The 22,965-nt window shown below is 58.8% G+C and carries 24 protein-coding genes; 8 read left to right on the top strand and 16 right to left on the bottom strand.

From position 1 onward, the window contains the following. The first annotated feature begins 298 nt into the window (after nucleotides 1–298). Nucleotides 299–3,346 carry an Rne/Rng family ribonuclease gene (locus K7B09_RS04900; protein WP_223627328.1) on the top strand — a complete coding sequence of 1,016 codons (3,048 nt, stop codon included), beginning with the start codon at nucleotides 299–301 and terminating at the stop codon, nucleotides 3,344–3,346. Between the two features lie 55 nt (nucleotides 3,347–3,401). Here K7B09_RS04900 and K7B09_RS04895 read toward each other — a convergent pair whose 3' ends face one another. Then, nucleotides 3,402–4,055, bottom strand: a complete 654-nt coding sequence (locus K7B09_RS04895) for a response regulator (RefSeq protein ID WP_223627326.1) — start codon at nucleotides 4,053–4,055, stop codon at nucleotides 3,402–3,404. A 693-nt stretch (nucleotides 4,056–4,748) separates the two neighbouring features. On the opposite strand from K7B09_RS04895, the gene sul2 reads away from it, so the two are divergent. Both sul2 and K7B09_RS04885 read left to right on the top strand, forming a co-directional pair. Next, the gene (gene sul2 / locus K7B09_RS04890; RefSeq protein WP_001043260.1) at nucleotides 4,749–5,564 is read left to right on the top strand and encodes a sulfonamide-resistant dihydropteroate synthase Sul2; all 816 of its coding nucleotides are present in this window, start codon (nucleotides 4,749–4,751) and stop codon (nucleotides 5,562–5,564) included. A gap of 86 nt (nucleotides 5,565–5,650) precedes the next feature. Continuing rightward, complete coding sequence (locus K7B09_RS04885; RefSeq protein WP_000251875.1) at nucleotides 5,651–5,953, top strand: phosphoglucosamine mutase; 303 nt, start codon at nucleotides 5,651–5,653, stop codon at nucleotides 5,951–5,953. 175 nt (nucleotides 5,954–6,128) lie between these two features. Here K7B09_RS04885 and K7B09_RS04880 read toward each other — a convergent pair whose 3' ends face one another. From K7B09_RS04880 to K7B09_RS04870, 3 genes are all read right to left on the bottom strand, one after another. Beyond that, on the bottom strand, nucleotides 6,129–7,622 hold the full coding sequence (locus tag K7B09_RS04880) for an IS91-like element ISCR2 family transposase (RefSeq protein ID WP_001120888.1): 1,494 nt from the start codon (nucleotides 7,620–7,622) through the stop codon (nucleotides 6,129–6,131). Between the two features lie 210 nt (nucleotides 7,623–7,832). After that, nucleotides 7,833–8,057, bottom strand: coding sequence for a hypothetical protein (locus tag K7B09_RS04875; protein WP_000743213.1), 225 nt, complete (start codon nucleotides 8,055–8,057; stop codon nucleotides 7,833–7,835). After that, nucleotides 8,054–8,791, bottom strand: a complete 738-nt coding sequence (locus tag K7B09_RS04870; protein ID WP_001366550.1) for a recombinase family protein — start codon at nucleotides 8,789–8,791, stop codon at nucleotides 8,054–8,056. Before K7B09_RS04870 ends, K7B09_RS04875 begins: the two co-directional genes overlap by 4 nt. A gap of 147 nt (nucleotides 8,792–8,938) precedes the next feature. Between K7B09_RS04870 and K7B09_RS04865 the strand changes: the two genes are divergently transcribed. The 5 genes from K7B09_RS04865 to K7B09_RS04845 all read left to right on the top strand — a co-directional run bounded on the left by K7B09_RS04865 (nucleotide 8,939) and on the right by K7B09_RS04845 (nucleotide 11,920). Beyond that, nucleotides 8,939–9,271, top strand: coding sequence for an ArsR/SmtB family transcription factor (locus K7B09_RS04865; protein ID WP_000447876.1), 333 nt, complete (start codon nucleotides 8,939–8,941; stop codon nucleotides 9,269–9,271). Next, nucleotides 9,268–10,035, top strand: coding sequence for an arsenical resistance protein ArsH (gene arsH, locus K7B09_RS04860; RefSeq protein WP_001239389.1), 768 nt, complete (start codon nucleotides 9,268–9,270; stop codon nucleotides 10,033–10,035). Before K7B09_RS04865 ends, arsH begins: the two co-directional genes overlap by 4 nt. Further along, nucleotides 10,032–10,538, top strand: a complete 507-nt coding sequence (locus K7B09_RS04855) for an arsenate reductase ArsC (protein WP_000140066.1) — start codon at nucleotides 10,032–10,034, stop codon at nucleotides 10,536–10,538. Before arsH ends, K7B09_RS04855 begins: the two co-directional genes overlap by 4 nt. Nucleotides 10,539–10,582: 44 nt before the next feature. After that, complete coding sequence (gene arsB, locus K7B09_RS04850; protein WP_005015323.1) at nucleotides 10,583–11,602, top strand: ACR3 family arsenite efflux transporter; 1,020 nt, start codon at nucleotides 10,583–10,585, stop codon at nucleotides 11,600–11,602. A gap of 114 nt (nucleotides 11,603–11,716) precedes the next feature. After that, nucleotides 11,717–11,920, top strand: a complete 204-nt coding sequence (locus tag K7B09_RS04845; RefSeq protein ID WP_000131871.1) for a hypothetical protein — start codon at nucleotides 11,717–11,719, stop codon at nucleotides 11,918–11,920. 36 nt (nucleotides 11,921–11,956) lie between these two features. Here K7B09_RS04845 and K7B09_RS04840 read toward each other — a convergent pair whose 3' ends face one another. The 12 genes from K7B09_RS04840 to guaB all read right to left on the bottom strand — a co-directional run bounded on the left by K7B09_RS04840 (nucleotide 11,957) and on the right by guaB (nucleotide 22,939). Further along, entirely contained in the window at nucleotides 11,957–12,181 is a 225-nt protein-coding gene (locus tag K7B09_RS04840) for a type I toxin-antitoxin system ptaRNA1 family toxin (protein WP_000211355.1), read from the bottom strand. Between the two features lie 63 nt (nucleotides 12,182–12,244). Beyond that, complete coding sequence (locus K7B09_RS04835) at nucleotides 12,245–12,493, bottom strand: hypothetical protein (RefSeq protein ID WP_000213809.1); 249 nt, start codon at nucleotides 12,491–12,493, stop codon at nucleotides 12,245–12,247. 4 nt (nucleotides 12,494–12,497) lie between these two features. Next, nucleotides 12,498–13,925 (bottom strand): P-type conjugative transfer protein TrbL, encoded by a 1,428-nt coding sequence (gene trbL / locus K7B09_RS04830; protein ID WP_001405816.1) that lies wholly within the window; start codon nucleotides 13,923–13,925, stop codon nucleotides 12,498–12,500. A 10-nt stretch (nucleotides 13,926–13,935) separates the two neighbouring features. Further along, complete coding sequence (gene trbK, locus K7B09_RS04825; RefSeq protein ID WP_000718002.1) at nucleotides 13,936–14,172, bottom strand: entry exclusion lipoprotein TrbK; 237 nt, start codon at nucleotides 14,170–14,172, stop codon at nucleotides 13,936–13,938. Nucleotides 14,173–14,184: 12 nt separating this feature from the next. Next, entirely contained in the window at nucleotides 14,185–14,964 is a 780-nt protein-coding gene (gene trbJ, locus K7B09_RS04820; RefSeq protein ID WP_000836966.1) for a P-type conjugative transfer protein TrbJ, read from the bottom strand. 140 nt (nucleotides 14,965–15,104) lie between these two features. Then, nucleotides 15,105–15,293, bottom strand: coding sequence for a FitA-like ribbon-helix-helix domain-containing protein (locus K7B09_RS04815; protein WP_000024442.1), 189 nt, complete (start codon nucleotides 15,291–15,293; stop codon nucleotides 15,105–15,107). 1,032 nt (nucleotides 15,294–16,325) lie between these two features. Beyond that, a complete protein-coding gene (repC, locus tag K7B09_RS04810) occupies nucleotides 16,326–17,207 on the bottom strand; it encodes a replication protein C, IncQ-type (protein ID WP_000743064.1) in 882 nt (293 codons plus the stop codon). Next, entirely contained in the window at nucleotides 17,194–18,021 is an 828-nt protein-coding gene (locus K7B09_RS04805; RefSeq protein ID WP_001162384.1) for a helicase RepA family protein, read from the bottom strand. The genes repC and K7B09_RS04805 overlap by 14 nt, the downstream gene beginning before the upstream one ends. A 4-nt stretch (nucleotides 18,022–18,025) precedes the next feature. Then, nucleotides 18,026–18,247, bottom strand: coding sequence for a helix-turn-helix transcriptional regulator (locus K7B09_RS04800; protein WP_001179606.1), 222 nt, complete (start codon nucleotides 18,245–18,247; stop codon nucleotides 18,026–18,028). 147 nt (nucleotides 18,248–18,394) lie between these two features. Further along, complete coding sequence (locus K7B09_RS04795; protein WP_000954590.1) at nucleotides 18,395–19,597, bottom strand: tyrosine-type recombinase/integrase; 1,203 nt, start codon at nucleotides 19,595–19,597, stop codon at nucleotides 18,395–18,397. A 304-nt stretch (nucleotides 19,598–19,901) separates the two neighbouring features. Beyond that, nucleotides 19,902–21,476: a glutamine-hydrolyzing GMP synthase gene (guaA, locus tag K7B09_RS04790; protein ID WP_223627324.1), complete on the bottom strand. Its 1,575-nt coding sequence runs from the start codon at nucleotides 21,474–21,476 to the stop codon at nucleotides 19,902–19,904. A gap of 2 nt (nucleotides 21,477–21,478) precedes the next feature. Beyond that, the gene (guaB, locus tag K7B09_RS04785; protein WP_223627322.1) at nucleotides 21,479–22,939 is read right to left on the bottom strand and encodes an IMP dehydrogenase; all 1,461 of its coding nucleotides are present in this window, start codon (nucleotides 22,937–22,939) and stop codon (nucleotides 21,479–21,481) included. Nucleotides 22,940–22,965: the final 26 nt, after the last annotated feature.

The following is a 22,965-nucleotide window of genomic DNA, read 5'->3' as shown; positions in this document are numbered from 1 at the left end:
CAAACCTGCCCATCGCCGGCCTTGTGCCGTGACTCCGCCCGTTAAACAACGCCCCGCGCGACGCGCCCTCCTCCTTCGGAAGTTGGGCGAAAGTCGCCGGCCCTGCAACATATTTGAATAGGAACAAGCGCTCCCGCGGTACGCCGTGGTGTTGCAGCGCTGGAAAACTCAACAGCGGCACGGCATGCGCAAGACGCTGCCGCGCGCTTGCGGTATCCAGAGGCGAAACGCCCCAGGCGTTCCGTGCAGTGCCCCTCCCTTCATCGGAGTGGGCAGGCAAGCGCACGAGGAATGCACAATGAAGCGAATGCTTATCAACGCCACGCAGGCGGAAGAACTGCGGGTGGCCATTGTCGAAGGCCAGAATCTGTACGACATCGACATCGAACAGCCGTCCCGCGATAACAAGAAATCCAATATCTACAAGGGCCGCATTACTCGGCTGGAGCCGTCGCTGGAAGCGGCCTTCGTCGAATATGGTGCTGATCGTCACGGCTTTTTGCCGCTGAAGGAAATTTCCCGCGACTACTACCAAGCGGGCGTCGATCACCACAAGGCTGGGATCAAGGAACTCCTGCGCGAAGGCCAGGAAGTGGTGGTGCAAGTCGACAAGGAAGAACGCGGCAACAAGGGTGCAGCCCTGACCACGTTCATCTCGTTGGCCGGCCGCTACATGGTGCTGATGCCGAACTCGCCCACCGCCGGCGGTGTCTCGCGTCGGATCGAAGGCGATGACCGCGCCGAGCTGAAGAAGGCGATGGATGCACTCAACATCCCGGACGATATGGGTGTGATCATCCGTACCGCAGGCGTTGGCCGTGACGCGGAAGAACTGCAGTGGGACTTGGACTATCTGCTCAGCATCTGGCGTGCGATCGCCGAGTCGGCACTGAGCAAGCCAGCCCCGTTCCTGATTTATCAGGAAAGCCGCCTGATCGTACGTGCCCTGCGCGACTACATGCGCAGCGACATCGGCGAGATTTTGGTGGACACCCCGGAGATGTACGCCGAGGCGCTGGAGTTCGTCGAACAGGTGATGCCGCACAACAAGCGCAAGCTCAAGCATTACACCGACGACACCCCCCTGTTCAACCGCTTCCAAATCGAATCGCAGATAGAGAGTGCGTATGAGCGCACCGTGCGGCTGCCCTCCGGCGGTGCTCTGGTGATCGACCAGACCGAGGCGCTGACCGCCATCGACGTCAACTCCGCACGCGCCACCAAGGGCGGTGATATCGAAGAAACCGCGTTCAATACCAATCTGGAAGCAGCCGAAGAAGTGGCCCGCCAGCTGCGCCTGCGTGACCTTGGCGGGCTGGTGGTGATCGACTTCATCGACATGACCAGCAACAAACACCAGCGCGATGTCGAGAACAAACTGCAAAACGCACTGAAATATGACCGTGCGCGCGTGCAGCTGGGCCGTATCAGCCGCTTTGGCCTGATGGAAATGAGCCGCCAGCGCTTGCGCAATAGCCTGGGTGAAGCCAGTCAGATCGTCTGCCCGACCTGCGAGGGTCACGGACGCATGCGCAGTATCGAATCGCTGTCGTTGTCGATCATTCGTGTGGCTGAAGAACACGCGATGAAGGACAACACCGGGCAAGTCCTGGTGCAAGCGCCGGTGGAGATTGCCAACTTCCTGCTCAACGAGAAGCGCAGTGCGCTACGCGAGATCGAACAACGTCACGACGCTCCGATTGTGATCGTCGCCGATGAACAGCTGCACTCGCCACACTACGAAGTCACGCGCATTCGTAGCAACGAGATGAGTGAGGAGACCAGCAAGCCCAGCTACCAACGTGGCACTCCGCGCAAGTTCAACACCATCGCGCTGACCAAGGCACAACTGAACATCCCGCCACCGGCAGTCACCAGGGTCAATCCGGTTCAACCGGCGCCCCTGCGCGATCCCAAGCCGATGCCGCAGGACCCTGAAGCACAACTCGTGACGCCAGCCGCGCCCGTCGCAAGCAACACCCCGCCCGCCACAAGCGGCGTGATCGGCTGGCTGCGTGGTTTGTTCGCTGCACCTGCCGCCGCGCCGAGCGCGCCAGCTCCTGCAGCAACCGGGCGCAACAGCAATCCCCCGCGTCGTGATGAACGTGGCGCTCGCCGTGACGGTCGCAACAACGACAATCGTCAAGAGAGCCGCAACAAAAACGAACAGCGTCGTGACGACAACAAGCCACGCGACGCCCGCAACGAGCAGCAGCAAAAAAATTCACAGGGCCAGCAAGCACAGAAACAAAAGCCACTGCAACAACAGCAGCAACAGCAGAAGCAGGCCCCCAGGAACGAACCGCGTCAGGACAAGCAAGCCCAGGCTGACAAGCAAGAACGACAGCCACAGCAAAAGCAAAGCAAGCAACACAAGCAGGAACGTCAGGAACCTGTGGCAGCACCGCTAGCCGTGGTGAGTAGCACGCCTGCAACCACACCCGCAGATGCCCTTACACCAACTGCAGCGGCGCTGACTGCAGTCACAAACTTGCATGTCCCGGCTGAAGCAGTAATTGAGGCAACAGCTGCTCAGGACATCGTGCAAATCGACGCAGCGGCTCAAGCAACTGAAGAAAGCGGGGCTGGCGAAGGCAACAGCAAGCGTCGCCGTGGCCGTCGTGGTGGCCGTCGGCGTCGGCGTGGTAGCGAAGCCGGCCAAGGCAACGAGAACGGAATCGAGCCCGAAGATGCGCTGGATGAAGTGCTCGACACCGATGCTGCGCAGCCGGAATTCGATTTCGACGATATCGAACGCCCAACCCAGGCAGCAGCACCTGCAGCAATCGCTCCGGCACCGGTTGCCACCCCAGTCGTGGCAGCTGCGATCGCTGCCACTGTGCAGGCTGCTGCGCCAGTCAATGTGGCTGCAACCGCAACTGCTCCAGTCGAGCCGGCTACCGCGTCTGCTATCAACGAAGCCTTGGCCAATGCCGCGCTGCCGTTGCCGGTGAGCACGGTCACTGCGCCGGTACAAGATGTCGCGGCAGAGCATGTACTACCTGCGGTCGATGCTGTGACCGCAATGGCGTCGGCCGGGATTGAGCCGGTTACCCAAGTAGCCGCAGCAGCAGTGGTGAATGCCGAGCCAGCCCCACGCGTGGCCGCTGAAGTGACCTCGGAAAACACGCGCGAGAGCGGACTGCACGTTGCCGCCGAGGTCGTTCCGGAAAGCAAACCCGAGAGTGCACCAGTGCTTGACGCTGAGGCCGTGGCCCGTCAGCGCGCAGAACAACTGCGCGGTTTGTTTGATACCGCTCGCAGTGATGCAGCTGCAACGCCGGCACTCGTTGTCACCGCGCCGCCTGCACCGCAACCAGCAACCGACGATCACCGCAGCGACTAACCTGCGCTGCATGCGTGGCACTGCCCCCCAGCGCGGCCAACTGCAGCTGGGGGGGTCAATGCAAGCCGCTGGCGGGATCCACCAGACCGTACTGGCTGGCCAGGCGCGCTAGTGCGATGTTGTCGTGAATCCCGAGCTTGTCGAACAAACGCGTTTTATGTGTATTGACGGTCTTGGCGCTCAGGCTCAATCGCTTGGCGATGGATTCTTGCCGTAACCCCTGATTTAGCAACAGGGCCACTTCCAACTCGCGGGGAGTCAGGCTATCGAAAGGTGAGCCGGTATCGCCTTGGATACCTGCCAACGCCATTCCCTGTGCAATCGAAGTAGCCAAGTATTTGCGCCCACGCGCCACTTCCCGCACCGCGCGCAATAATTCTTCTGCATCACTGGCTTTCCCCACGTAGCCGTAGGCTCCGGCCTCCAGCAAGCGGCGCGGCATCGGGCCATCTTCCAGCACCGAAACCGCAATCACCCGGCATCCGTAATCGCCTCGCACTACACGCTCGGTCAGCTCCAGCCCGCTCAGACCTGGCAGATGCAAATCGCACAGCACGATATCGGGCTTGAGCCGGCGAATGTCCGGCAGCGCATCTTCCGCGCTTTCGGCGTCCCCAACGACCTGAATATCGGCCTGCCCATCCAAAATCAAACGAAACCCCATGCGTACCAGCGCATGATCGTCAACGATATAAACCGTGATTGCCATACCCCCCCCTGTGGGCTCCCCCGAGCCATACCGTGCAGGCTAGCGCCCATCTAATCCCAATCCAAGCAGGGTATGCCTTACCAGTGGATAGGAAAAGTCTGAAATGCGATTCGTGCCCGGCTACTCGCGGGGCAATGAACGGCCTGCGAACCAATGGTTCGTGGGCAGACCTTAAGAACCCCCGGCCCCGTCTATTCGACGGGGCAATGTACGGCCTGCGAACCAATGGTTCGCAAGCAGACCTTAAGAACCCCCGGCCCCGTCTATTCGACGGGGCAATGTACGGCCTGCGAACCAATGGTTCGCAAGCAAGCGATTGACCCCGGCCCCGTCTATTCGACGGGGCAATGAACGGCCTGCGAACCAATGGTTCGCAAGCAGGCCGTTCATTCCCACTCTATTGTAAACAAGACATTTTTATCTTTTATATTCAATGGCTTATTTTCCTGCTAATTGGTAATACCATGAAAAATACCATGCTCAGAAAAGGCTTAACAATATTTTGAAAAATTGCCTACTGAGCGCTGCCGCACAGCTCCATAGGCCGCTTTCCTGGCTTTGCTTCCAGATGTATGCTCTTCTGCTCCTGCAGCTAATGGATCACCGCAAACAGGTTACTCGCCTGGGGATTCCCTTTCGACCCGAGCATCCGTATGAGACTCATGCTCGATTATTATTATTATAGAAGCCCCCATGAATAAATCGCTCATCATTTTCGGCATCGTCAACATAACCTCGGACAGTTTCTCCGATGGAGGCCGGTATCTGGCGCCAGACGCAGCCATTGCGCAGGCGCGTAAGCTGATGGCCGAGGGGGCAGATGTGATCGACCTCGGTCCGGCATCCAGCAATCCCGACGCCGCGCCTGTTTCGTCCGACACAGAAATCGCGCGTATCGCGCCGGTGCTGGACGCGCTCAAGGCAGATGGCATTCCCGTCTCGCTCGACAGTTATCAACCCGCGACGCAAGCCTATGCCTTGTCGCGTGGTGTGGCCTATCTCAATGATATTCGCGGTTTTCCAGACGCTGCGTTCTATCCGCAATTGGCGAAATCATCTGCCAAACTCGTCGTTATGCATTCGGTGCAAGACGGGCAGGCAGATCGGCGCGAGGCACCCGCTGGCGACATCATGGATCACATTGCGGCGTTCTTTGACGCGCGCATCGCGGCGCTGACGGGTGCCGGTATCAAACGCAACCGCCTTGTCCTTGATCCCGGCATGGGGTTTTTTCTGGGGGCTGCTCCCGAAACCTCGCTCTCGGTGCTGGCGCGGTTCGATGAATTGCGGCTGCGCTTCGATTTGCCGGTGCTTCTGTCTGTTTCGCGCAAATCCTTTCTGCGCGCGCTCACAGGCCGTGGTCCGGGGGATGTCGGGGCCGCGACACTCGCTGCAGAGCTTGCCGCCGCCGCAGGTGGAGCTGACTTCATCCGCACACACGAGCCGCGCCCCTTGCGCGACGGGCTGGCGGTATTGGCGGCGCTGAAAGAAACCGCAAGAATTCGTTAACTGCACATTCGGGATATTTCTCTATATTCGCGGTTCAGCAGGCATGTCCCCTTTGAGGGCGACCCGACGACAGGATAATCGACCTTATGGTGCGCAAATATTTCGGCACAGACGGTATTCGTGGCAAAGCCAACGAAGGCGCGATGACGGCGGAAACCGCCTTGCGCGTCGGCATGGCGGCTGGCCGTGTCTTTCGTCGCGGTGACCACCGCCATCGTGTCGTGATCGGCAAGGATACGCGCCTGTCGGGCTATATGCTTGAACCCGCGCTCACAGCCGGTTTCACCTCGATGGGCATGGACGTATTCCTTTTTGGCCCGCTGCCGACAACGTATAGGAAGAATAAACGCCCTTTTCACCCAAGTCCAACAGCTTTGGACCGCAGTTGACTCTTTCGACACCCCTGCGATGCAACCCAATCCGGCTGACGGGGAGCCAGCAACGCTGAAAATTTACCCTCCTCTTTCCCACTAGCGGCTCCTTTTCCGACAACCAGCACGGCGGATCCCTGCCGCGGCGCTGTGAACGCAGCATTTTGATTGGTATCGTTGGCCTTCAGGCTCGTCAGTCAAACAGACCCAGGAGCAGCTCAGCCGGTGGCGCCCGGCTTTCGGGTAACGCCCTGGTCCCGCTGGTTTCGGCTTTGTGCTTCAGGTGATCAAGGATCTGCTTGATCACTATAGGGTCTTCAATGCAGGCGATGACTTTCATGGCGCCGCCGCAGCCGCTGCAGGTCTCGATGTCGATATTGAAAACACGCTTGAGCCGTTGCGCCCATGTCATCGACGCTCGCCGTTGTGCTGGTGTTGCCGGTTCATCAGCCACCCTGACCTTGTTGCCCCTGCCCCGTTTTGCCGGCGTGACCAACGCCCGGTGCCGACTGTTGGGTGCGAACACCCCGTGGAAGCGGGTTAGGTTGACTCTGGGCTTCGGTACCAGGGCGGCCAGCCTTGCAATGAAATCCAATGGTTCGAAAATGACGTGCGTGGTGCCGTCCCGGTACGGCGTCTTGAGCTGGTAGCGCACGTTGCCGCCTCGTGTTAACGACAGCCGCTTCTCGGATACCGCCGGGCGGCTGATGTACCGGCACAGCCGTTCGAGCTTCTTGCGTTCATCGGCCCTGGCCGCCACGCCGGCGTGCAGGCTGGACCCGGCTACCTTGCCAATCCCGTCACCGAACGGATCACCACTGGTCGGCAGAGTTTGCAAAGTGAACACCTTTCGCCCCGCCTGTGAACCGACAGCGATACGGTAAGTGATCGAGTGCCCCAGCAGGGGTGTCATCGGGTCGTCATCCACCGCATCCGAGGCCAGATAGCTGTTTTCGACATCCCGTTCCAGCAGGCCTTGCCGTTCCAGATAGCGACCCACCCGGTGGGCGATGGTGTGCGTCAGCTGGGTGAGCTCTGGGCTGGTCGGCGCCTTGACCCAGCGGAAACGCGCTGAGCCGTGGGATTGCTCGACATACACACCGTCGAGAAACAGCATGTGGAAGTGAACATTCAGATTGAGCGCCGATCCAAAACGCTGGATCAGGGTGACCGCGCCCGTCTTGGCCACTTGGTGGGTATGGCCCGCTTTCTTGACCAGGTGCGTGGCAATGACGCGGTAAACGATGCCCAGCACCCACCCCATGATCTCGGGCCGGCTGGCAAACAGGAAACGCAGCTGAAACGGGAAGCTCAACACCCACTGACGCATGGGTTGTTCAGGCAGTACTTCATCAACCAGCAAGGCGGCACTTTCGGCCATCCGCCGCGCCCCACAGCTCGGGCAGAAACCGCGACGCTTACAGCTGAAAGCGACCAGGTGCTCGGCGTGGCAAGACTCGCAGCGAACCCGTAGAAAGCCATGCTCCAGCCGCCCGCATTGGAGAAATTCTTCAAATTCCCGTTGCACATAGCCCGGCAATTCCTTTCCCTGCTCTGCCATAAGCGCAGCGAATGCCGGGTAATACTCGTCAACGATCTGATAGAGAAGGGTTTGCTCGGGTCGGTGGCTCTGGTAACGACCAGTATCCCGATCCCGGCTGGCCGTCCTGGCCGCCACATGAGGCATGTTCCGCGTCCTTGCAATACTGTGTTTACATACAGTCTATCGCTTAGCGGAAAGTTCTTTTACCCTCAGCCGAAATGCCTGCCGTTGCTAGACATTGCCAGCCAGTGCCCGTCACTCCCACTCGATTGTAAACAAGCACACAAAACCCTTTAGTGACAACAATTTGCAAGAACTATCAGGCTCAGTGCCATGAAAAATACCATGACCAGATCATGAGGTTGAACACGGCTTGCGCCGGCAGCGTTCACGCTCCTGGTCGGCGATCTCGCCCGGCTGCAATGCTAGCTCAGCATCGGTCATGCGCTCCAGCACGTCGCGTAGGCGGATGGTGCAAGGAATGGGCGGCAGCTCGAACTCATAGCCGCCGGCGATCATTTCGGCCGCAATCTCCTCGGTGATGAAAAACGGCTCGTCGTCTTGGTTCGGCTTCTTCATGCCCTTTCCTCCTGGCGCTCATCCTGGCCGACAGCGGCCAGGGCATCGGCTTCCGTCAATGCGTCCTCCACGAACGCGCCGTGCTGCTTCGCTTCGGCCTGGCTGACCTCGGCCCATATCCGTTTCACCTGGGCCGCACTGTACCCGGCCAGCTCGGCGGTCTTGTTGATGCTGTAGCCGGACTTGCGCAGCGCGACAACTTGGGCGCGGCGCTTCGGATCAGCACGGCGGCCCTTGTACCGCCCGGCCTGGCGGGCCAACTCAATGCCTTGGCGCTGGCGTTCGCGCCTGTCCTCGTAGTCGTCGCGGGCCATCTGCAAGGCCAGGCGAAAAAGCATGATCTGCACGGCTTCCAGCACGATCTTGGCGACGCCCTGGGCCTCGGCCGCCAGGTCGGATAGATCGACCACGCCAGGGACGGCCAGGCGTGCGCCTTTGGCCTGTATCGAGGCCACCAGGCGCTCGGCCTCGGGCAAAGGTAGGCGGCTGATGCGGTCGATCTTCTCGGCAATGACCACCTCGCCGGGCTGTAGGTCGCCGATCATGCGCAGCAGCTCAGGCCGGTCGGCGCGTGCGCCGGATGCCTTCTCACGGTAGATGCCGGCGACGTAGTAGCCGGCGGCCTTCGCGGCCGTAGTGATCGCCTCTTGGCGTTCCAAGTCCTGCGCGTCGGTGCTGACGCGCAGATAGACCCGCGCCACCATCGGCGCGGCTACTGGCTTCGTCCTGCGCATACTTGCGGGCTCCTTTGGGCATACTCAAATGCACCCATCTTAAACTGGCAGGCCAATTTATCACATATCGATCTAAATGCGCCTAGCTCATTTTTACAGCTTAAATGAGCTATTGAGCACACTCCATATTTCGACTATTATTGAAACATGGAAACGATAAATGCTGTAGCCGCCCTGGCGGCCATCGCTCAAGAATCGCGCCTCGCGGTGTTCCGGCTTCTCGTCCAGGCCGGCCCCGCCGGCATGGCCGCCGGAAAAATCAGCGAAGCGGCCGGCATCCCGCCGTCTTCGCTATCCTTCCACCTGAAAGAGCTGGCACACGCCGGCATGGTCACGTCGCGGCAAGAAGGCCGATTTGTGATCTACGAGGCGAACTTTTCGACGGCCACTAACCTGGTGGCCTTTCTCACGGAAAACTGCTGCGGCGGCCAGGTGTGCAACCTGTCTTGCACCACGGAAGCCGGGAAGGTGTTGGCATGAGACTTCGCCATCTTTCCGACCCCGATTCTTTGCCCGCTTTGGACAAATCCTTTGCCATCGAGCGCCCGGCGCTCGGGCTGGCACCCGACGCCCCGCCGGTGCGTATCCTGCTGCTGTATGGCTCGCTGCGCGCCCGCTCGTTCTCACGGCTGGCCGTCGAGGAAGCGGCCCGGCTGCTGCAATTCTTTGGCGCAGAAACACGCATCTTCGACCCGTCCGATTTGCCGTTGCCCGATCAAGTGCAAAGCGACGATCACCCGGCCGTCAAGGAGCTGCGCGCCCTGTCCGAGTGGTCAGAGGGACAAGTCTGGTGCAGCCCGGAACGCCACGGTCAGATTACCAGTGTCATGAAGGCGCAGATTGACCATCTGCCGCTTGAAATGGCCGGCATCCGGCCGACCCAAGGCCGCACCCTGGCCGTGATGCAGGTATCCGGCGGCTCGCAGAGCTTCAACGCCGTGAACACCTTGCGTCTGCTCGGCCGCTGGATGCGAATGTTCACCATTCCGAACCAGTCGAGTATCGCCAAAGCGTTCCAAGAGTTCGACGCGGCGGGCCGCATGAAGCCCTCGCCGTACTACGACCGAATAGCCGATGTGATGGAAGAACTGGTGCGCTTCACGGCGCTGGTACGGCCGCACCGTGAAGCACTGACAGACCGCTATTCCGAACGGAAAGCGGCCGGCCACGTCATCGACGAGGCCACCGATCTTTCATCCATCGCCATTGCTCCCCAGCCACTACCAGAAAGCGAAACATCATGACCGAAAGAATCTATAACGTCCTCATCCTCTGCACCGGCAATTCGGCGCGCAGCATCATGGCCGAAGCTCTCATCAACACGATGGGGCAAGGGCGCTTCCGCGCCTACAGCGCCGGCAGTCACCCAACCGGCAAGGTCAATCCCTTCGCCGTCGAAAAGGTGGAGTCGGTGAATTACCCGACCGAGAATCTGCGCAGCAAGAGCTGGGACGAGTACGCCACGCCCGACGCACCGAAGATGGACTTCATCATCACCGTCTGCGACAACGCCGCCGGCGAAATGTGTCCGGTGTGGCCTGGTCAGCCGATCTCGGCGCATTGGGGATTTGAAGACCCGGCCGCCGTCGAAGGCACTGACGCCGAGAAGCGCCGGGCCTTCGAACAAACCTTCCGGCACATGATGAACCGCGTCCGCCTGTTCGTGAATCTGCCTCTCAAAATGCTTGACCAGACGGCCATCAAGCGCGAGCTGGCGAACATCGGCAAGACCGAGCAGGAAGCATGAGCGCCGGCGCACAGGCCATCGCCGCGAAGCCGCGCCAGGCCCCGATGAGCGGCTTCGAGCGTTACCTGACGCTGTGGGTGGCCCTGTGCATCGTCGCCGGTGTTGCGCTCGGCCAGGGCCTTCCTGACGTGTTCCAGGCCATAGGCCGCATGGAAGTGGCCCAGGTCAATTTGCCGGTGGGCCTGCTGATTTGGGTAATGATCGTCCCGATGCTGGTCAAGATCGACTTCGGGGCGCTGCACCAGGTCAAAGAGCATTGGCGCGGCATCGGCGTCACGCTGTTCGTGAATTGGGCCGTCAAGCCATTCTCGATGGCCCTGCTGGGGTGGCTGTTCATCCGACAAGTGTTCGCTCCGTTCCTGCCGGCCGATCAACTGGACAGCTACATCGCGGGCTTGATCTTGCTGGCCGCCGCGCCCTGCACGGCAATGGTGTTCGTGTGGAGCCGCCTTACCAACGGCGACCCGCTTTTCACGCTCTCGCAAGTGGCTCTGAACGACGCCATCATGATCGTGGCCTTCGCGCCCATCGTCGGCCTGCTGCTGGGCATGTCCTCGATCTCGGTGCCTTGGGACACGCTGCTGATTTCGGTCGTGCTCTACATCATCGTGCCGGTGATCCTGGCGCAGCTCTTGCGGCGGCATCTGCTCAAGCAAGGACAGGCCGCCTTTGAACGGGCCATGCAGAAGATCGGGCCGTGGTCGATGGCCGCGCTGCTGCTGACGTTGGTTCTACTGTTCGCCTTCCAGGGCGAGGCCATCATCCGGCAGCCGTTAGTGATCGCCATGCTAGCCGTGCCGATCTTGATTCAAGTGTTCTTCAATTCCGGGTTAGCCTACTGGCTGAACAAGCGGGCGGGGGAAAAGCACTCTGTCGCCTGTCCTTCGGCCCTGATCGGTGCCAGCAACTTCTTCGAGCTGGCCGTGGCGGCCGCCATCAGCTTGTTCGGTCTGCACTCCGGCGCTGCATTGGCAACCGTGGTCGGCGTCCTGGTCGAAGTGCCGGTGATGCTGCTGGTCGTGCGCGTGGTGAATCGCTCGAAGAGCTGGTACGAACGAGGTTGAACATGAGTAGGAAAAAACTGAGGAAATGATTGCAGATTGCCGCGCCGGCCGCTTCCTGGCGCATTCGATCACTGACCTGGAACACCTAGTATCCATGCTTGCTGAGGTCGCCCGATGACAGACCCAAAGAACCTAGAGAACAGGCTGCATGAGAAGGCCGACCCGGCCCGCGCCGTTTCCACTGGTCGGGTGCGCTACACACTGGCCGAACTACTGGCCGACGCGGAAGCATCCGGGGCTTACCCGCTGCCGCCGGAGGAACGCGAATGGATGGATGCGCCGTCTGTGGGTCGGGAATGGCCAAACAGTGAAGATTGAAAAAGGCGGCCAGTTCGAGTGGCCGCCCTTTCGTCATTAGCTGCACGCTTGGCGCAAGGCGTTCATTGCTTCTTGAAAATCAGCCTGTGTCGCCCGGCCCGTTTCAGCTTGGTAGTACACCACCATAAAAGCATTAGCGACGGCTTCGGCCAATGGCCCAAGGCTCCGCGCTTCCGCTTGGTTGATGTACTCCAAAGAAGAAAGAATAGCCGCTGCTTGATGCACTGCTTGCCCTGGTTCGATAATATGTTGTGTTGTCATAATTCACCTCTCCAGTAGGTGTTGATTGAAAGTGCCGGGCTGGTTGTGGCCAGCCCGGTGCGCCTACAGGTACAGCCCCGCCGCCTCCGCGAATGCTGACCGCTCATTCCTGCCGCCATTAACCTCAATACTTATCGGCTTAGTTTCGCTCTCTCTCATAGGGTCTGGCCGTGATACAAAAGCGGCTGTTTCTGTCTCTGCATCGACCTCGGTCGATTGATCACCCAGCGGCGAAATAAATACCTGGCTGACTTCTTCCCTTGGCGCTTCATCCAGGGCCGCCAATGCGGCCATGTATGTTGATGTCGTCATCGTGCTAACTCCTGACTTCGTTACTATCTGGGCCAGAATCGGCGCCCAAGCTATTGCCCTCGAACTGGCCAGATTGGCTTGCTTCTTTCGGCTCCATGCTTTCGCGTATCGAAGCAGCCAGTTTTCCGCCTGTGGTTTCGCTCACTCGCTCCTGGAATCCCTGCTTCACTTGAGAGCCGACACCCTTGGCTAACTCGGAGGCCGTGCCTGTGGCCAGCTTCGCGGCCTTGGCAAAGCCGCCACCGCTTGAGCTACTGCCGCTGTCACCAAAGCCAGCCGCTTGGGCGAATGGGCTACTGCCAGCAGTACCCGCTTCACCACCACCGTTTCCGCCACTGCTGACAACTGACCCCATGCTGGACATGTCACCGCCGGTTTCCATACTCGCTGATGCTTTCTGAAAAGCCGCTTGGAGTGCACTTGCACCTCCGGCTGCACCGGCTGCGGCACCCATAACCGCTTTACCTGCCAGGGCAGCGCCGCCAGTTGCCATACTGGCCGCCGTCACCGCCGCCCCAACTGCCGCACCCGCACCGAAGTTTCCAATTCCACCGGCTGCGCCAATACCACCACCAGACACAAGACCAGAAATCATCGGCGGAACTTTGTTGACCAAGAAAAGCAAGATGACCGATATAACCAACATCACGGCCAGTTCCTGGGATGCCATGTTCTCGCTGATTTGCGTGTAGTAGTGATTGATGAACTCTTTGCCAATCGCAACCAGAAGCACCATTGCCATAAGCTGTGCGGCCAGGCCCAGCACGGTCTTGTAGTAATTGATCGCCATGTCGGAAGTCCAACGACTTCCACCAAAGCCAAGGAAGAACACACCGGCATACAACAGAATCCAGGCTGATGCGAGCAACAGCAACAGGTTGACCGCAATCAACGCCAGGACAAACAAAACAGCCAGGGCCATTAGCTCCATGACCAGAGCAGTTGCCATCTGCCGCCATCCCAGCTCCGAGGTGGCCTGTACTGTGCGGTTGTATAACTCGAAACCAAGATCAAGGATGCTGGAGGGCCCAAGATTGCTATTGGAAAGTCCCCCCGCCTGCGCGCCCAGAGTTTGCAATGACTGAACAATCGTACCGGCGATATTCATGCCCTGGTTCGCATTCGTCAGCAACCACCAGAAAAAGCCGGTGAAGATCGTGAAGCGAACGAACTCCGCGAAGAACTCGCCAATGTCGGCCTTGCGCAAAGCCATCATGCCGAATGTCCAGACCATCGAAATCACAACCAGCGTCCAGAACAAACGCGATGCAGCGGACTCAATAGCTGGCCCCCATGTTGCGGCAGCATCATGAAAACGCTTGAGCACATCATTCATAACACCGCTGCTACTTAGCTCCTGCGCCATTGCAGGTTCAGCCAGCACCATTGTGGCGACCATCATCAAGCCACCTAGAGCAATTTTCTTTCTCATGGCGACCACCTCAATAATCATCTTTAGGGCTGGGCTTGAACTCCCACTGACGCATCTGCTTGGCCTTCTGGAATGCTCTGCATTCCTCGGTAAAGGCCTCTCGGTTCGCTTCGCTGCGCATTTCATTCAGTGCTGCCTGGAACGCATCGGGGGCACACGTCGCCGCATTTGGTTCGGGCATCCTTTCCTGTTCACATCCAGCCAACAACAGCAACGTAGCCGCGGTAGTAAAAAAGATTTTTTTCATCTCACCGCCTCCCTAGTAGTTGTCTGCCGGACTCGGGCGAAACGTCCAGGTACGCATTTGCTCGGCCCTGGCATCACCTCGCGCCTCGGCATCGAGTTCTGCTGCAATCCGGGCTGCCTCCGCGTTGTGTTGGGCGGTCAACATGGTGCGAATCTGCAAGAGCTGATTGGCCTGCTGGCTGGCGAGCTGGTTGGCGTAGCCGATGGCCTGTAGCTGGCCAGTTGCACCCTGGGCCGCGCCTTGCAGCCGCTCCAGGGTACGGGCGTCATCCTTCAAAGCCTTTTGCTGGTCGGCAACGGTCTGGAACAGGGCATCGTTGGCCTTCTTTTGCGACTCTGACGCCAGGCGGCGGTTCTCTTCCATCGCTGCCTTTTCGGCCGGCGTGCATCCGCCGCTGCCGTTGAAGCATGGCGAGCTGCGGTAATAGGCCACGTCCTGAAACTTGGCCAGGTAACGATCCAGGCTGCCTAGCTGGTTCTCGTAATAGGCCAGCGTGTTTTGCGCGGCAATCAGCCGGTTGATCGTAGTCTGCGCCTGATCCCAGATATACGCGGCTGGGGCCATCGTGTTCTGGAGCTGATTTTCGTACTGCTGCAACTGGGTCTGGTACTGCTCAATCTGCTTGAGCGTCTGCGCCACCGACTCGATGGCCGTCATGATGTTCTGGGCCAGGTTGCCGCCGTCGATGACGGGGATACCAGCTTGCACAGGGGCGGTGGTAGTGGTGATAAAGCCGGTTGCGAGTGCAACGGCTAGAGCGGTTTTTTTAGCCGCTAAAATTTTGGACTTCATGGTCGTACTCCGTCGATGAAAAGAAGGCATTGCCTTGACCAAGCGTTGTGCTTGTTCTCGGCAACGTTTCATCGAAGAGCTACGCCACTAGCTGATCGGTATTGCCCTTGGCGCTGAGGCCCGGACTTACAAACGTAAAACTACTCTGTTTTTTTATCGCTTTCGGACAAGCCAACTTCCCGGCCAATCTCTTCAAGCTCTAGCGGCTGTACTGCCGCCGTCAGTATTTCGCGTATTTCCGCGTCGGTGCTCCTATCGTTGAGCGCTGCTCGAACTTTCAACGCACGGTGCACCTCGGCGGGTAAATTCCTGATAAGCACATTTGCCATATCAATACCCTTTTGGTGTACCCGACAACCATGCTATCAAAGATATTAAAAATAGCAAGACCTATACTCTTGCAACCGGCGGTAGCCGATCAGCCCCGCAGGGCAGGATTCCCGTTGAGTGCCCCCGGCGCGAATAAGGGACAGTGAAGATAGATAACCGGCTTGCCGGTTAGCTAACTTCACCCATCCTGCCCGCATTTCACCCACTATTGAAAATCTAGCGCATATCGAACGTAAAGCGTTTTATCGTCAAACAAACACCGATTCTTGGCAACATAACCGTAATCGTCACCAAATCGGCCTGCAATCGACATAGTCGCTTCAAAATCGCTGCTCAATCGGCTTTAAATCGGAACCTAAAATGCCAACAATCGACACAAACCATTCGCCCCGATGGGGCGAGTTGGACGCCAAAAAAGAAGGGCATAACCCGCCCCTCAAGTGTCAATGAACACAAGAAATTTGCCTCCCCTCCCGTCATACCACTAAGGCGACGTATTGATACTTGAGGGGCAACCTTTCCTGATGTTGACACCTTCACGCAGGTTACTGGTTATGGGCGTCCAACACACACGGCTCATTCCTGCTTGGTAATAATAAGAATAATAATCTTCTTATTATTCTTACCGAACGAATGGGCACTGCTTAGCCATTTCACGTTTCGAGCCAAGGTTTCAGTACAGATAACTACAAGTGCACACAGCGGCCCTCCAGCACCGTTAGACGCAGATTCTGCTTCAGCTCATGGAATAAGGGACTCCGGGTTGTTTTCCCCTCTCACAAGGCGTTTCAGCGGCCACTGAAGCCGCCTTCTCTTCTTGGCGTTAAACCATCGGCCTATGGCCGATTGATAAAGCCCGCCAGGGCTTTATTGGCAAGGTCAGAACGCGCCCTCAAGGCGCGAGCTGCACCGCGCATGATGGATTATCTTTAGATAATCTTGGATGGATTTCCCAAACTGCCCGCAAAGCAGCGCACCGTCTGGGTTTTCCAAATTGGGACGGGGAACGTTACGACGGCAGAAGGGGAGCGTTACGACGGTAACAAGGGAACGTTACGACGGTAAACGGGTGCAGTTGCCGTGGGGCCAGGCCTCTTGATCTCCCATTTTCCCTTGGCGTATTCGTTCACTACCCAACCCACGGCGGCAAGTTCGGCCAGTGCCTTCCGGGCAGTCTGACGGCGTTTTTTCATAGCTTCGGCATTGGCTTCATCTGGCCAGACATAGCCGCAAAGCGTGTCCAGTTCCACGCGCCCGGATTTGCCGGGGTCGATCCAGCCGCATAGCCGTTGGTGCATCAGCCGTGCCGGATCAGTCTGTAGCACCCGCACTTCCGCCATGTCGATACGGGCATATGGACGATGCCCCAGGATCGCTTCGGCAATACGCGGATTCAGGGCAACCCATAGCCTGCCGTCCGTCTCGTCAAAAGCATGACTCATCAGGTGGAACGCGGCTTGCCGCCGTCCCTTCGTCACAAGGATGGTGACGTTCGACATGCGCAGCAGGCTGGCTTTGAGCGCCTTGATGTTGTCGCCGCTATCCGTCATGCCCGTTTCTGAGAGCAGTTTGGTCAGGCTCTCACGAACCACCAAGCCGTCTTGCTCAATGGCTTCGAAACGGGGTTCAAGGAATAGCCGTAGCTGTCGCCCCGTCTCACTGGTCGGTTCCGGGGTTAGCAAGATGCCGTTCGGGCCGCCAAGGGCCACGATGCCTTGCAAAAGACGCATATCATCGGCCCCGAGAGGTTCGAATCCGACGAAACGCATGGATTCGTCCTCGCCAAAGGTGTAGGTCACGTCCAGCTTGCAGCGTTTGCGATCGCCACGCTTGAGGCTGCGGAACAGGCCAGGTGCCAAACAGTGCGCGGGATCATGTCGGACGTGGGTCAGGTCATGCTTAGGCTTCTTCACGCTGTCTCCTTTTCACCTTGCACTGCCGCTCCAGTACAGCAGGCTTCAACACGCCGCCGTCGTGCCGTCTAAACCAGAGTTCTTGAAAAGGTGCGCCATAGTTGGCCTTGCTGACGCCAAAGCGGACAAAATACCCACGCTGACAATCATCGACCCCCAGTATCTCGGCCTCGCCTTGCGTCATGCCGGATAGGTACGATTGCCAACGGATGTTATCAACCAGTACGGACGATCCACGACTGGCCTGCTGTTGATCGCCCGACCCCATCATGGCTGCGCTTTTACTCGCGTGGTGCAGAAACACAATGGAGCAGCCTGTATCAGCGGCTATGGCCTCCATGTGCCCAACAACCTGCGCCATCGGCCCGCTAGCGTTCTCCTCCTCAATGTGGAAGCGCCGCAAAGTGTCCAAGATCATCAAGCGACGACCTTCAGCGGCTCGTTTGAGAGCATCGAACCAGCTAGCAGCCATGATGTTTGGGCATTTACCGATCAAGGGTTCAATGAGCAAACCATCAGCCACGGCTTGCCGTTCCGCTGCGCTGAGGTGTGCCCCAAGGGCGTGCAGACGATGGTGAATAGCGGCCGGTGGATCTTCAGCAGGCAGATAGACCACTTGCCCGGTGGGAAACTCGCCTATTTCAAGTAAATCAGGCCCGCCTGCAATCTGTGCAGCCAATTGAAGGGCCAACATGGATTTACCAGCCCCACCAGGCGACACAAGAGCACCAACAGTGCCAGCAACCATATTAGGCAGAACATAATCAATGGGTGGCGGCAATTCCGTGAAAGCCGCCATAAGATCAAGAGCCATATAACTAGCCCTCTATAGGGCCAGGTCGCGCAGCTTGATCACCCGATGATTTACGTGCCTCAATCCACTCTTCGACCTCTGACAAATCCCAGGCGACATTTCTACTGGTTAACGCGATACGGCGTGGAAAATCCCCTCGCTGCTCCAGGTTATAAATTGTTCGTGTCGAAAGCGGGATCATCTCCAGGAGCTTCTTCCTGTTGATGAGGGTCTTTATATTTTGCATGGGTCAATACCTCTCAAATGAATAGTTGCTATTCATCGAGTAGCTGCGCGAAGCAGCTAATCGGTAATTGACCTGCCCGATGCCAATGGCGGCCTTATTTATAAATTCACGGCATCAACTTCAATGCTATCAAAGATAGCAAAAACATCAACCCTTACTGCCTCCCGAAGTCCACTCATCAATCATATCGGCCCAATCCTGCAACATCGCCGCCCGCTGCTCGCGGTACTCAGCCTTGTTGTAGACAGCCCTCACGCCCTTCTGCTCGTGCGCCAGGCACTTCTCGATCCAGTCGGTGTTGTAGCCGGCCTCATGCAACAGCGTGCTGGCTGTGCGCCGCAAATCATGCGGTCCGAACTTGGTAAGTGACTTCCCATCTTTCTGCGCCGCCTTGTAAGTCAGCGTCAGCACCTGGTTAAGTGTGGCAGCGCTCATCGGCGCATCCGAGTCGTACCGTGATGGCAAAACGAAGTCGGAACCACCGGCAAAGGTTTTCATGGCAATGAAAATATCCAGAGCCTGCTGGGACAGAAATACCAGGTGCGGGTTACGGCGTTTCATCCGCTCCTTTGGAATCGTCCACAACGCTTCGCTGAAATTGATCTCGCTCCAGGTCGCATTGGTCAGCTCGCTCTTGCGCACCATCGTCAGCAATAACAGCTTGGCCGCCGCACGGTTTGTTGGGCTTGTGCCCACTCGCTCCATGTACTGGTACATCAGCCCAATTTCTTCTGGCGTCAACGCTCGGTCACGTGGCTCGAATCGAGCGATGCTTGTTGGGCGCACCAGTTCTGCCGGGTTTTCGACCTTCTGCCCACGCTCGATGGCCCAGCGAAATACCTGCAACACGATTTCACGCACATGAACGGCGGTGGCCGGTGCGCCTCGCTCAACAATGGCATCAGCCAGCGCCCGCAAGTCTTCGTGGGTGATCTCCACCAGCTTCTGATTGCTGAATTTCGGCTTCAGCTCACGCTCATAAACCGAGCGGCGCATATCGCGGGTGGAGTCGGCCATCTGGTAGCCACGCAGCCACTTCTCCGCCCAGGCACCGAACGTCTCTGCATCTTTCACCCGCGCCTTGTCTCGGGCTTTCTCCTTGGCCGGCGACTTGCCCGCCGCAACCATCTTCTTGGCGTCACCCAACAGCTCGCGGGCTTCGGCCAGGGTGATGCCACCGACACCATAACGCCCAAAGGTGATGGTCTCCTGCCGACCGTTGATTGAGTAGTTGTAACGGAACGAGATGGAGCCGGCTGGAGTCACTGCCACATAGAGACCTTCCCGGTCATTCACTTTGTAGAGTTTGTCCCTGGGCTTGAGATTGCGCAGCTTGGTATCGGTCAGCATGTACCTTGTCCTTCTTCGTCTCCGATACCATGCTGAAAAAATCTCGAATTTATCGTATTTTTTCTTACGAAACAGTAACTTATAGAATATTAATACCATGAACACACAAAAGAACGCAGCATGGTATCGGCATCAATCATGGCATCGCCAAACCATAATACCAGCTTTAATGCCATGCTCAAACGGTGCTTGGCGCTTCCTCCCGTTGCCAGATCGTGCCAAACACAAACAAAAAAAAGCCCGCAATTACGCGGGCTTAGCGGCATTTCATGCCATCAGGTGCCTGGCTGTGCCAGACGCGGAATCATTCCCACTCGATTGTCGCTGGTGGCTTGCCGGAGATGTCGTACACCACGCGTGACACGCCGCGCAGTTCATTGATGATGCGGTTGCTCACGGTGCCAAGGAAATCGTATGGCAGGTGCGCCCAGTGCGCGGTCATGAAGTCGATGGTTTCCACCGCACGCAGCGCGATCACCCATTCGTAGGCGCGGGCGTCGCCGACCACGCCGACCGATTTGACCGGCAGGAAGACGGCGAACGCTTGCGAAGTTTTGTCGTACAGACCCGCTTTGCGCAGTTCATCGATGAAGATCGCATCGGCCTTGGCCAACAATTCGGCGTATTCGGGCTTCACTTCGCCCAGGATACGCACGCCGAGGCCGGGCCCGGGGAACGGATGGCGATAGACCATCTCGCGTGGCAGGCCGAGCTCCACGCCCAGCCGGCGCACTTCGTCTTTGAACAATTCGCGTAACGGTTCGACCAGCCCCAGCTTCATGTGTTCGGGCAGGCCACCGACATTGTGGTGGCTCTTGATGACGTGGGCCTTGCCGGTCTTGCTGCCGGCCGATTCGATCACGTCGGGATAGATGGTGCCCTGCGCCAGCCACTTGGCATTGCGGAGTTTGCTGGATTCTTCATCGAAAATCTCGACGAACAGATTGCCGATGATCTTGCGCTTGGCTTCCGGATCAGACACGCCTTGCAGCGCCTTGAAATAGCGCTCGGCGGCGTTGACGCGCACGACCTTGACGCCCATACATCCCTTATTGGAAGCCTCGGCGAACATCGCCATCACCGCATCGCCCTCCTGCCAACGCAGCAGACCGGTGTCGACGAACACGCAGGTGAGTTGCTCGCCAATCGCCTTGTGCAGCAATGCGGCCACCACCGAAGAATCGACGCCGCCGGACAGGCCCAAAATCACTTCATCGAACCCCACCTGCGCGCGCACGCGGGCGATCTGATCGTCGATGATATTGGCCGCCGTCCACAAGGTTTGGCAGCCGCAGATATCCACCGCAAAGCGGCGCAGCAGCGCCTCGCCGGCGGCGGTGTGCGTCACTTCCGGGTGGAACTGCACGCCATAGATTTTCTTCGCATCATTGGCAAAGGCAGCAATACCAAGTCGGTCGGTCTTGGCGGTGATGGTGAATCCTGCCGGCGCTTTGGAGACATGGTCGCCGTGACTCATCCACACATTGCGCAGTGCGTCGGTCGTGGCCACCGGTGCCAACAGCGCGTCATTGCCGATGATGTCCAGCGCGGCATGGCCGAATTCGCGTTGATTGCCCGCTTCGGTATCGCCACCCAACTGCTTGGCCAGCGTTTGCATGCCGTAGCAAATGCCGAGGATCGGCACGTTTGCGTCGAACACTTGCTGCGGCGCGGTTGGGCAACCGACCTCGGTGGTCGATTCCGGGCCGCCCGACAAGATGATGCCCTTCGCGCCGAACGCGGCGATTTCGGCGGGATCGTGGTCCCACGCCCAAATTTCGCAATACACCCCGAACTCGCGGATGCGACGGGCGATCAGCTGGGTGTACTGCGCGCCGAAATCGAGAATCAGAAGTTTGTCGGTGTGGATATTGGTCATGCTCAGGACGCCCGGTAGTTCGGCGGCTCTTTGGTGATCTGCACATCGTGGACGTGGCTTTCGCGCTGGCCGGCGCCGGTCACCTTCACGAAGGACGGCTGTGTGCGCATGTCTTCCACCGTGGCGCAGCCCACATAGCCCATGGTGGCGCGTAGGCCGCCCATCAATTGATGCACCACGCCGGACAGCGGGCCACGCACGGGGACGCGCCCTTCGATGCCTTCCGGCACCAATTTGTCGGCATCGGCAGCATCCTGGAAATAGCGGTCCTTCGAACCCTTCTCCATCGCGCCCAAGCTGCCCATGCCGCGATAGCTCTTGTAGCTGCGGCCTTGGAACAACTCGATCTCGCCCGGGCTTTCTTCGGTGCCGGCAAACAGGCCGCCAATCATCACCGTGGAGGCACCGGCCACCAACGCCTTGCCGATATCACCCGAATAGCGAATGCCACCATCCGCAATCAGCGGAATGCGGTCCTGCAGCGCATTGGCCACCATATCAATCGCAGTGATTTGCGGCACGCCCACGCCGGCCACGATGCGGGTGGTGCAGATCGAGCCGGGGCCAACGCCGACCTTGACGGCATCGGCACCGGCATCCATCAGCGCCAGTGCGGCATCACCGGTGACGATATTGCCGCCCACCACCTGCACGTTCGGGAAGGTCTTCTTCACCCAAGCCACGCGCTCGATCACGCCCTGCGAATGGCCGTGCGCGGTATCTACCACCACCACGTCCACCCCGGCCGCCACCAACGCTTCCACACGCTGCTCGGTGTCGCCGCCCACGCCCACCGCCGCGCCCACCAGCAAGCGTTCGCTGAGGTCATAGGCGGCATTGGGATTGTCGGATTTTTTCTGGATGTCTTTGACCGTAATCAGCCCGCGCAATGCGAACTCGTCGTTGACCACCAGTACTTTTTCAATGCGGTGCTTGTGCAGTAGGCCCATCACTTCGTCGTCGCTGGCACCTTCCTTCACCGTGACCAGTTTTTCCTTCTTGGTCATGATGTGGCGGATCGGATCATCCAGCTTCTTCTCAAAGCGCATGTCGCGACCGGTGACGATGCCCACCAAGTGGCCAGAGTCATCCACCACCGGCACACCGGAAATGTTGCGTGCGCGGGTGAGTTTGAGCACCTCGCCAATGGTCGCATCCGGCCCCACCGTGAACGGGTCGCGGATGACACCGGCCTCAAAATTCTTGACCCACGCCACTTGCTGTGCCTGCGCCTGCGCGGTCATGTTCTTGTGGATGATCGAAATGCCACCCAGCTGTGCCATCGCCACCGCAAGGCGCGCCTCGCTGACGGTATCCATCGCGGCAGAAGCCAGTGGCAGGCGGATGCGCAGGTTGCGGGTCAGGCGCGTTTCCAGAGAGACATCCTTGGGCAGGATGGTGGAATGCGCGGGAACCAGGGAAACGTCGTCGTACGTCAGTGCTTCAGCCAGGATGCGGAGCATCGGCAGACCCATTAGGAAGTGGGGAA

The organism is Thermomonas beijingensis (assembly GCF_020034655.1).
Lineage (GTDB): Bacteria > Pseudomonadota > Gammaproteobacteria > Xanthomonadales > Xanthomonadaceae > Thermomonas > Thermomonas beijingensis.
Note: the sequence above shows the minus strand (reverse complement) of the source record. Positions and strands in the feature narration are given on the sequence as shown.

Coding starts and splice junctions, on each gene's coding strand:
- sul2 (WP_001043260.1), top strand. CDS start 4,749: ATGAATAAATCGCTCATCATTTTCGGCATCGTCAACATAACCTCGGAC.
- guaB (WP_223627322.1), bottom strand. CDS start 22,939: ATGCTCCGCATCCTGGCTGAAGCACTGACGTACGACGACGTTTCCCTG.
- K7B09_RS04840 (WP_000211355.1), bottom strand. CDS start 12,181: ATGACAACACAACATATTATCGAACCAGGGCAAGCAGTGCATCAAGCA.
- K7B09_RS04835 (WP_000213809.1), bottom strand. CDS start 12,493: ATGACGACATCAACATACATGGCCGCATTGGCGGCCCTGGATGAAGCG.
- K7B09_RS04800 (WP_001179606.1), bottom strand. CDS start 18,247: ATGCAAAATATAAAGACCCTCATCAACAGGAAGAAGCTCCTGGAGATG.
- K7B09_RS04880 (WP_001120888.1), bottom strand. CDS start 7,622: ATGCCTCATGTGGCGGCCAGGACGGCCAGCCGGGATCGGGATACTGGT.
- K7B09_RS04855 (WP_000140066.1), top strand. CDS start 10,032: ATGACCGAAAGAATCTATAACGTCCTCATCCTCTGCACCGGCAATTCG.
- trbJ (WP_000836966.1), bottom strand. CDS start 14,964: ATGAAGTCCAAAATTTTAGCGGCTAAAAAAACCGCTCTAGCCGTTGCA.
- K7B09_RS04805 (WP_001162384.1), bottom strand. CDS start 18,021: ATGGCTCTTGATCTTATGGCGGCTTTCACGGAATTGCCGCCACCCATT.
- K7B09_RS04900 (WP_223627328.1), top strand. CDS start 299: ATGAAGCGAATGCTTATCAACGCCACGCAGGCGGAAGAACTGCGGGTG.
- K7B09_RS04895 (WP_223627326.1), bottom strand. CDS start 4,055: ATGGCAATCACGGTTTATATCGTTGACGATCATGCGCTGGTACGCATG.
- K7B09_RS04845 (WP_000131871.1), top strand. CDS start 11,717: ATGACAGACCCAAAGAACCTAGAGAACAGGCTGCATGAGAAGGCCGAC.
- arsB (WP_005015323.1), top strand. CDS start 10,583: ATGAGCGGCTTCGAGCGTTACCTGACGCTGTGGGTGGCCCTGTGCATC.
- arsH (WP_001239389.1), top strand. CDS start 9,268: ATGAGACTTCGCCATCTTTCCGACCCCGATTCTTTGCCCGCTTTGGAC.
- K7B09_RS04865 (WP_000447876.1), top strand. CDS start 8,939: ATGGAAACGATAAATGCTGTAGCCGCCCTGGCGGCCATCGCTCAAGAA.
- guaA (WP_223627324.1), bottom strand. CDS start 21,476: ATGACCAATATCCACACCGACAAACTTCTGATTCTCGATTTCGGCGCG.
- trbL (WP_001405816.1), bottom strand. CDS start 13,925: ATGAGAAAGAAAATTGCTCTAGGTGGCTTGATGATGGTCGCCACAATG.
- K7B09_RS04875 (WP_000743213.1), bottom strand. CDS start 8,057: ATGAAGAAGCCGAACCAAGACGACGAGCCGTTTTTCATCACCGAGGAG.
- K7B09_RS04870 (WP_001366550.1), bottom strand. CDS start 8,791: ATGCGCAGGACGAAGCCAGTAGCCGCGCCGATGGTGGCGCGGGTCTAT.
- trbK (WP_000718002.1), bottom strand. CDS start 14,172: ATGAAAAAAATCTTTTTTACTACCGCGGCTACGTTGCTGTTGTTGGCT.
- K7B09_RS04885 (WP_000251875.1), top strand. CDS start 5,651: ATGGTGCGCAAATATTTCGGCACAGACGGTATTCGTGGCAAAGCCAAC.
- K7B09_RS04795 (WP_000954590.1), bottom strand. CDS start 19,597: ATGCTGACCGATACCAAGCTGCGCAATCTCAAGCCCAGGGACAAACTC.
- K7B09_RS04815 (WP_000024442.1), bottom strand. CDS start 15,293: ATGGCAAATGTGCTTATCAGGAATTTACCCGCCGAGGTGCACCGTGCG.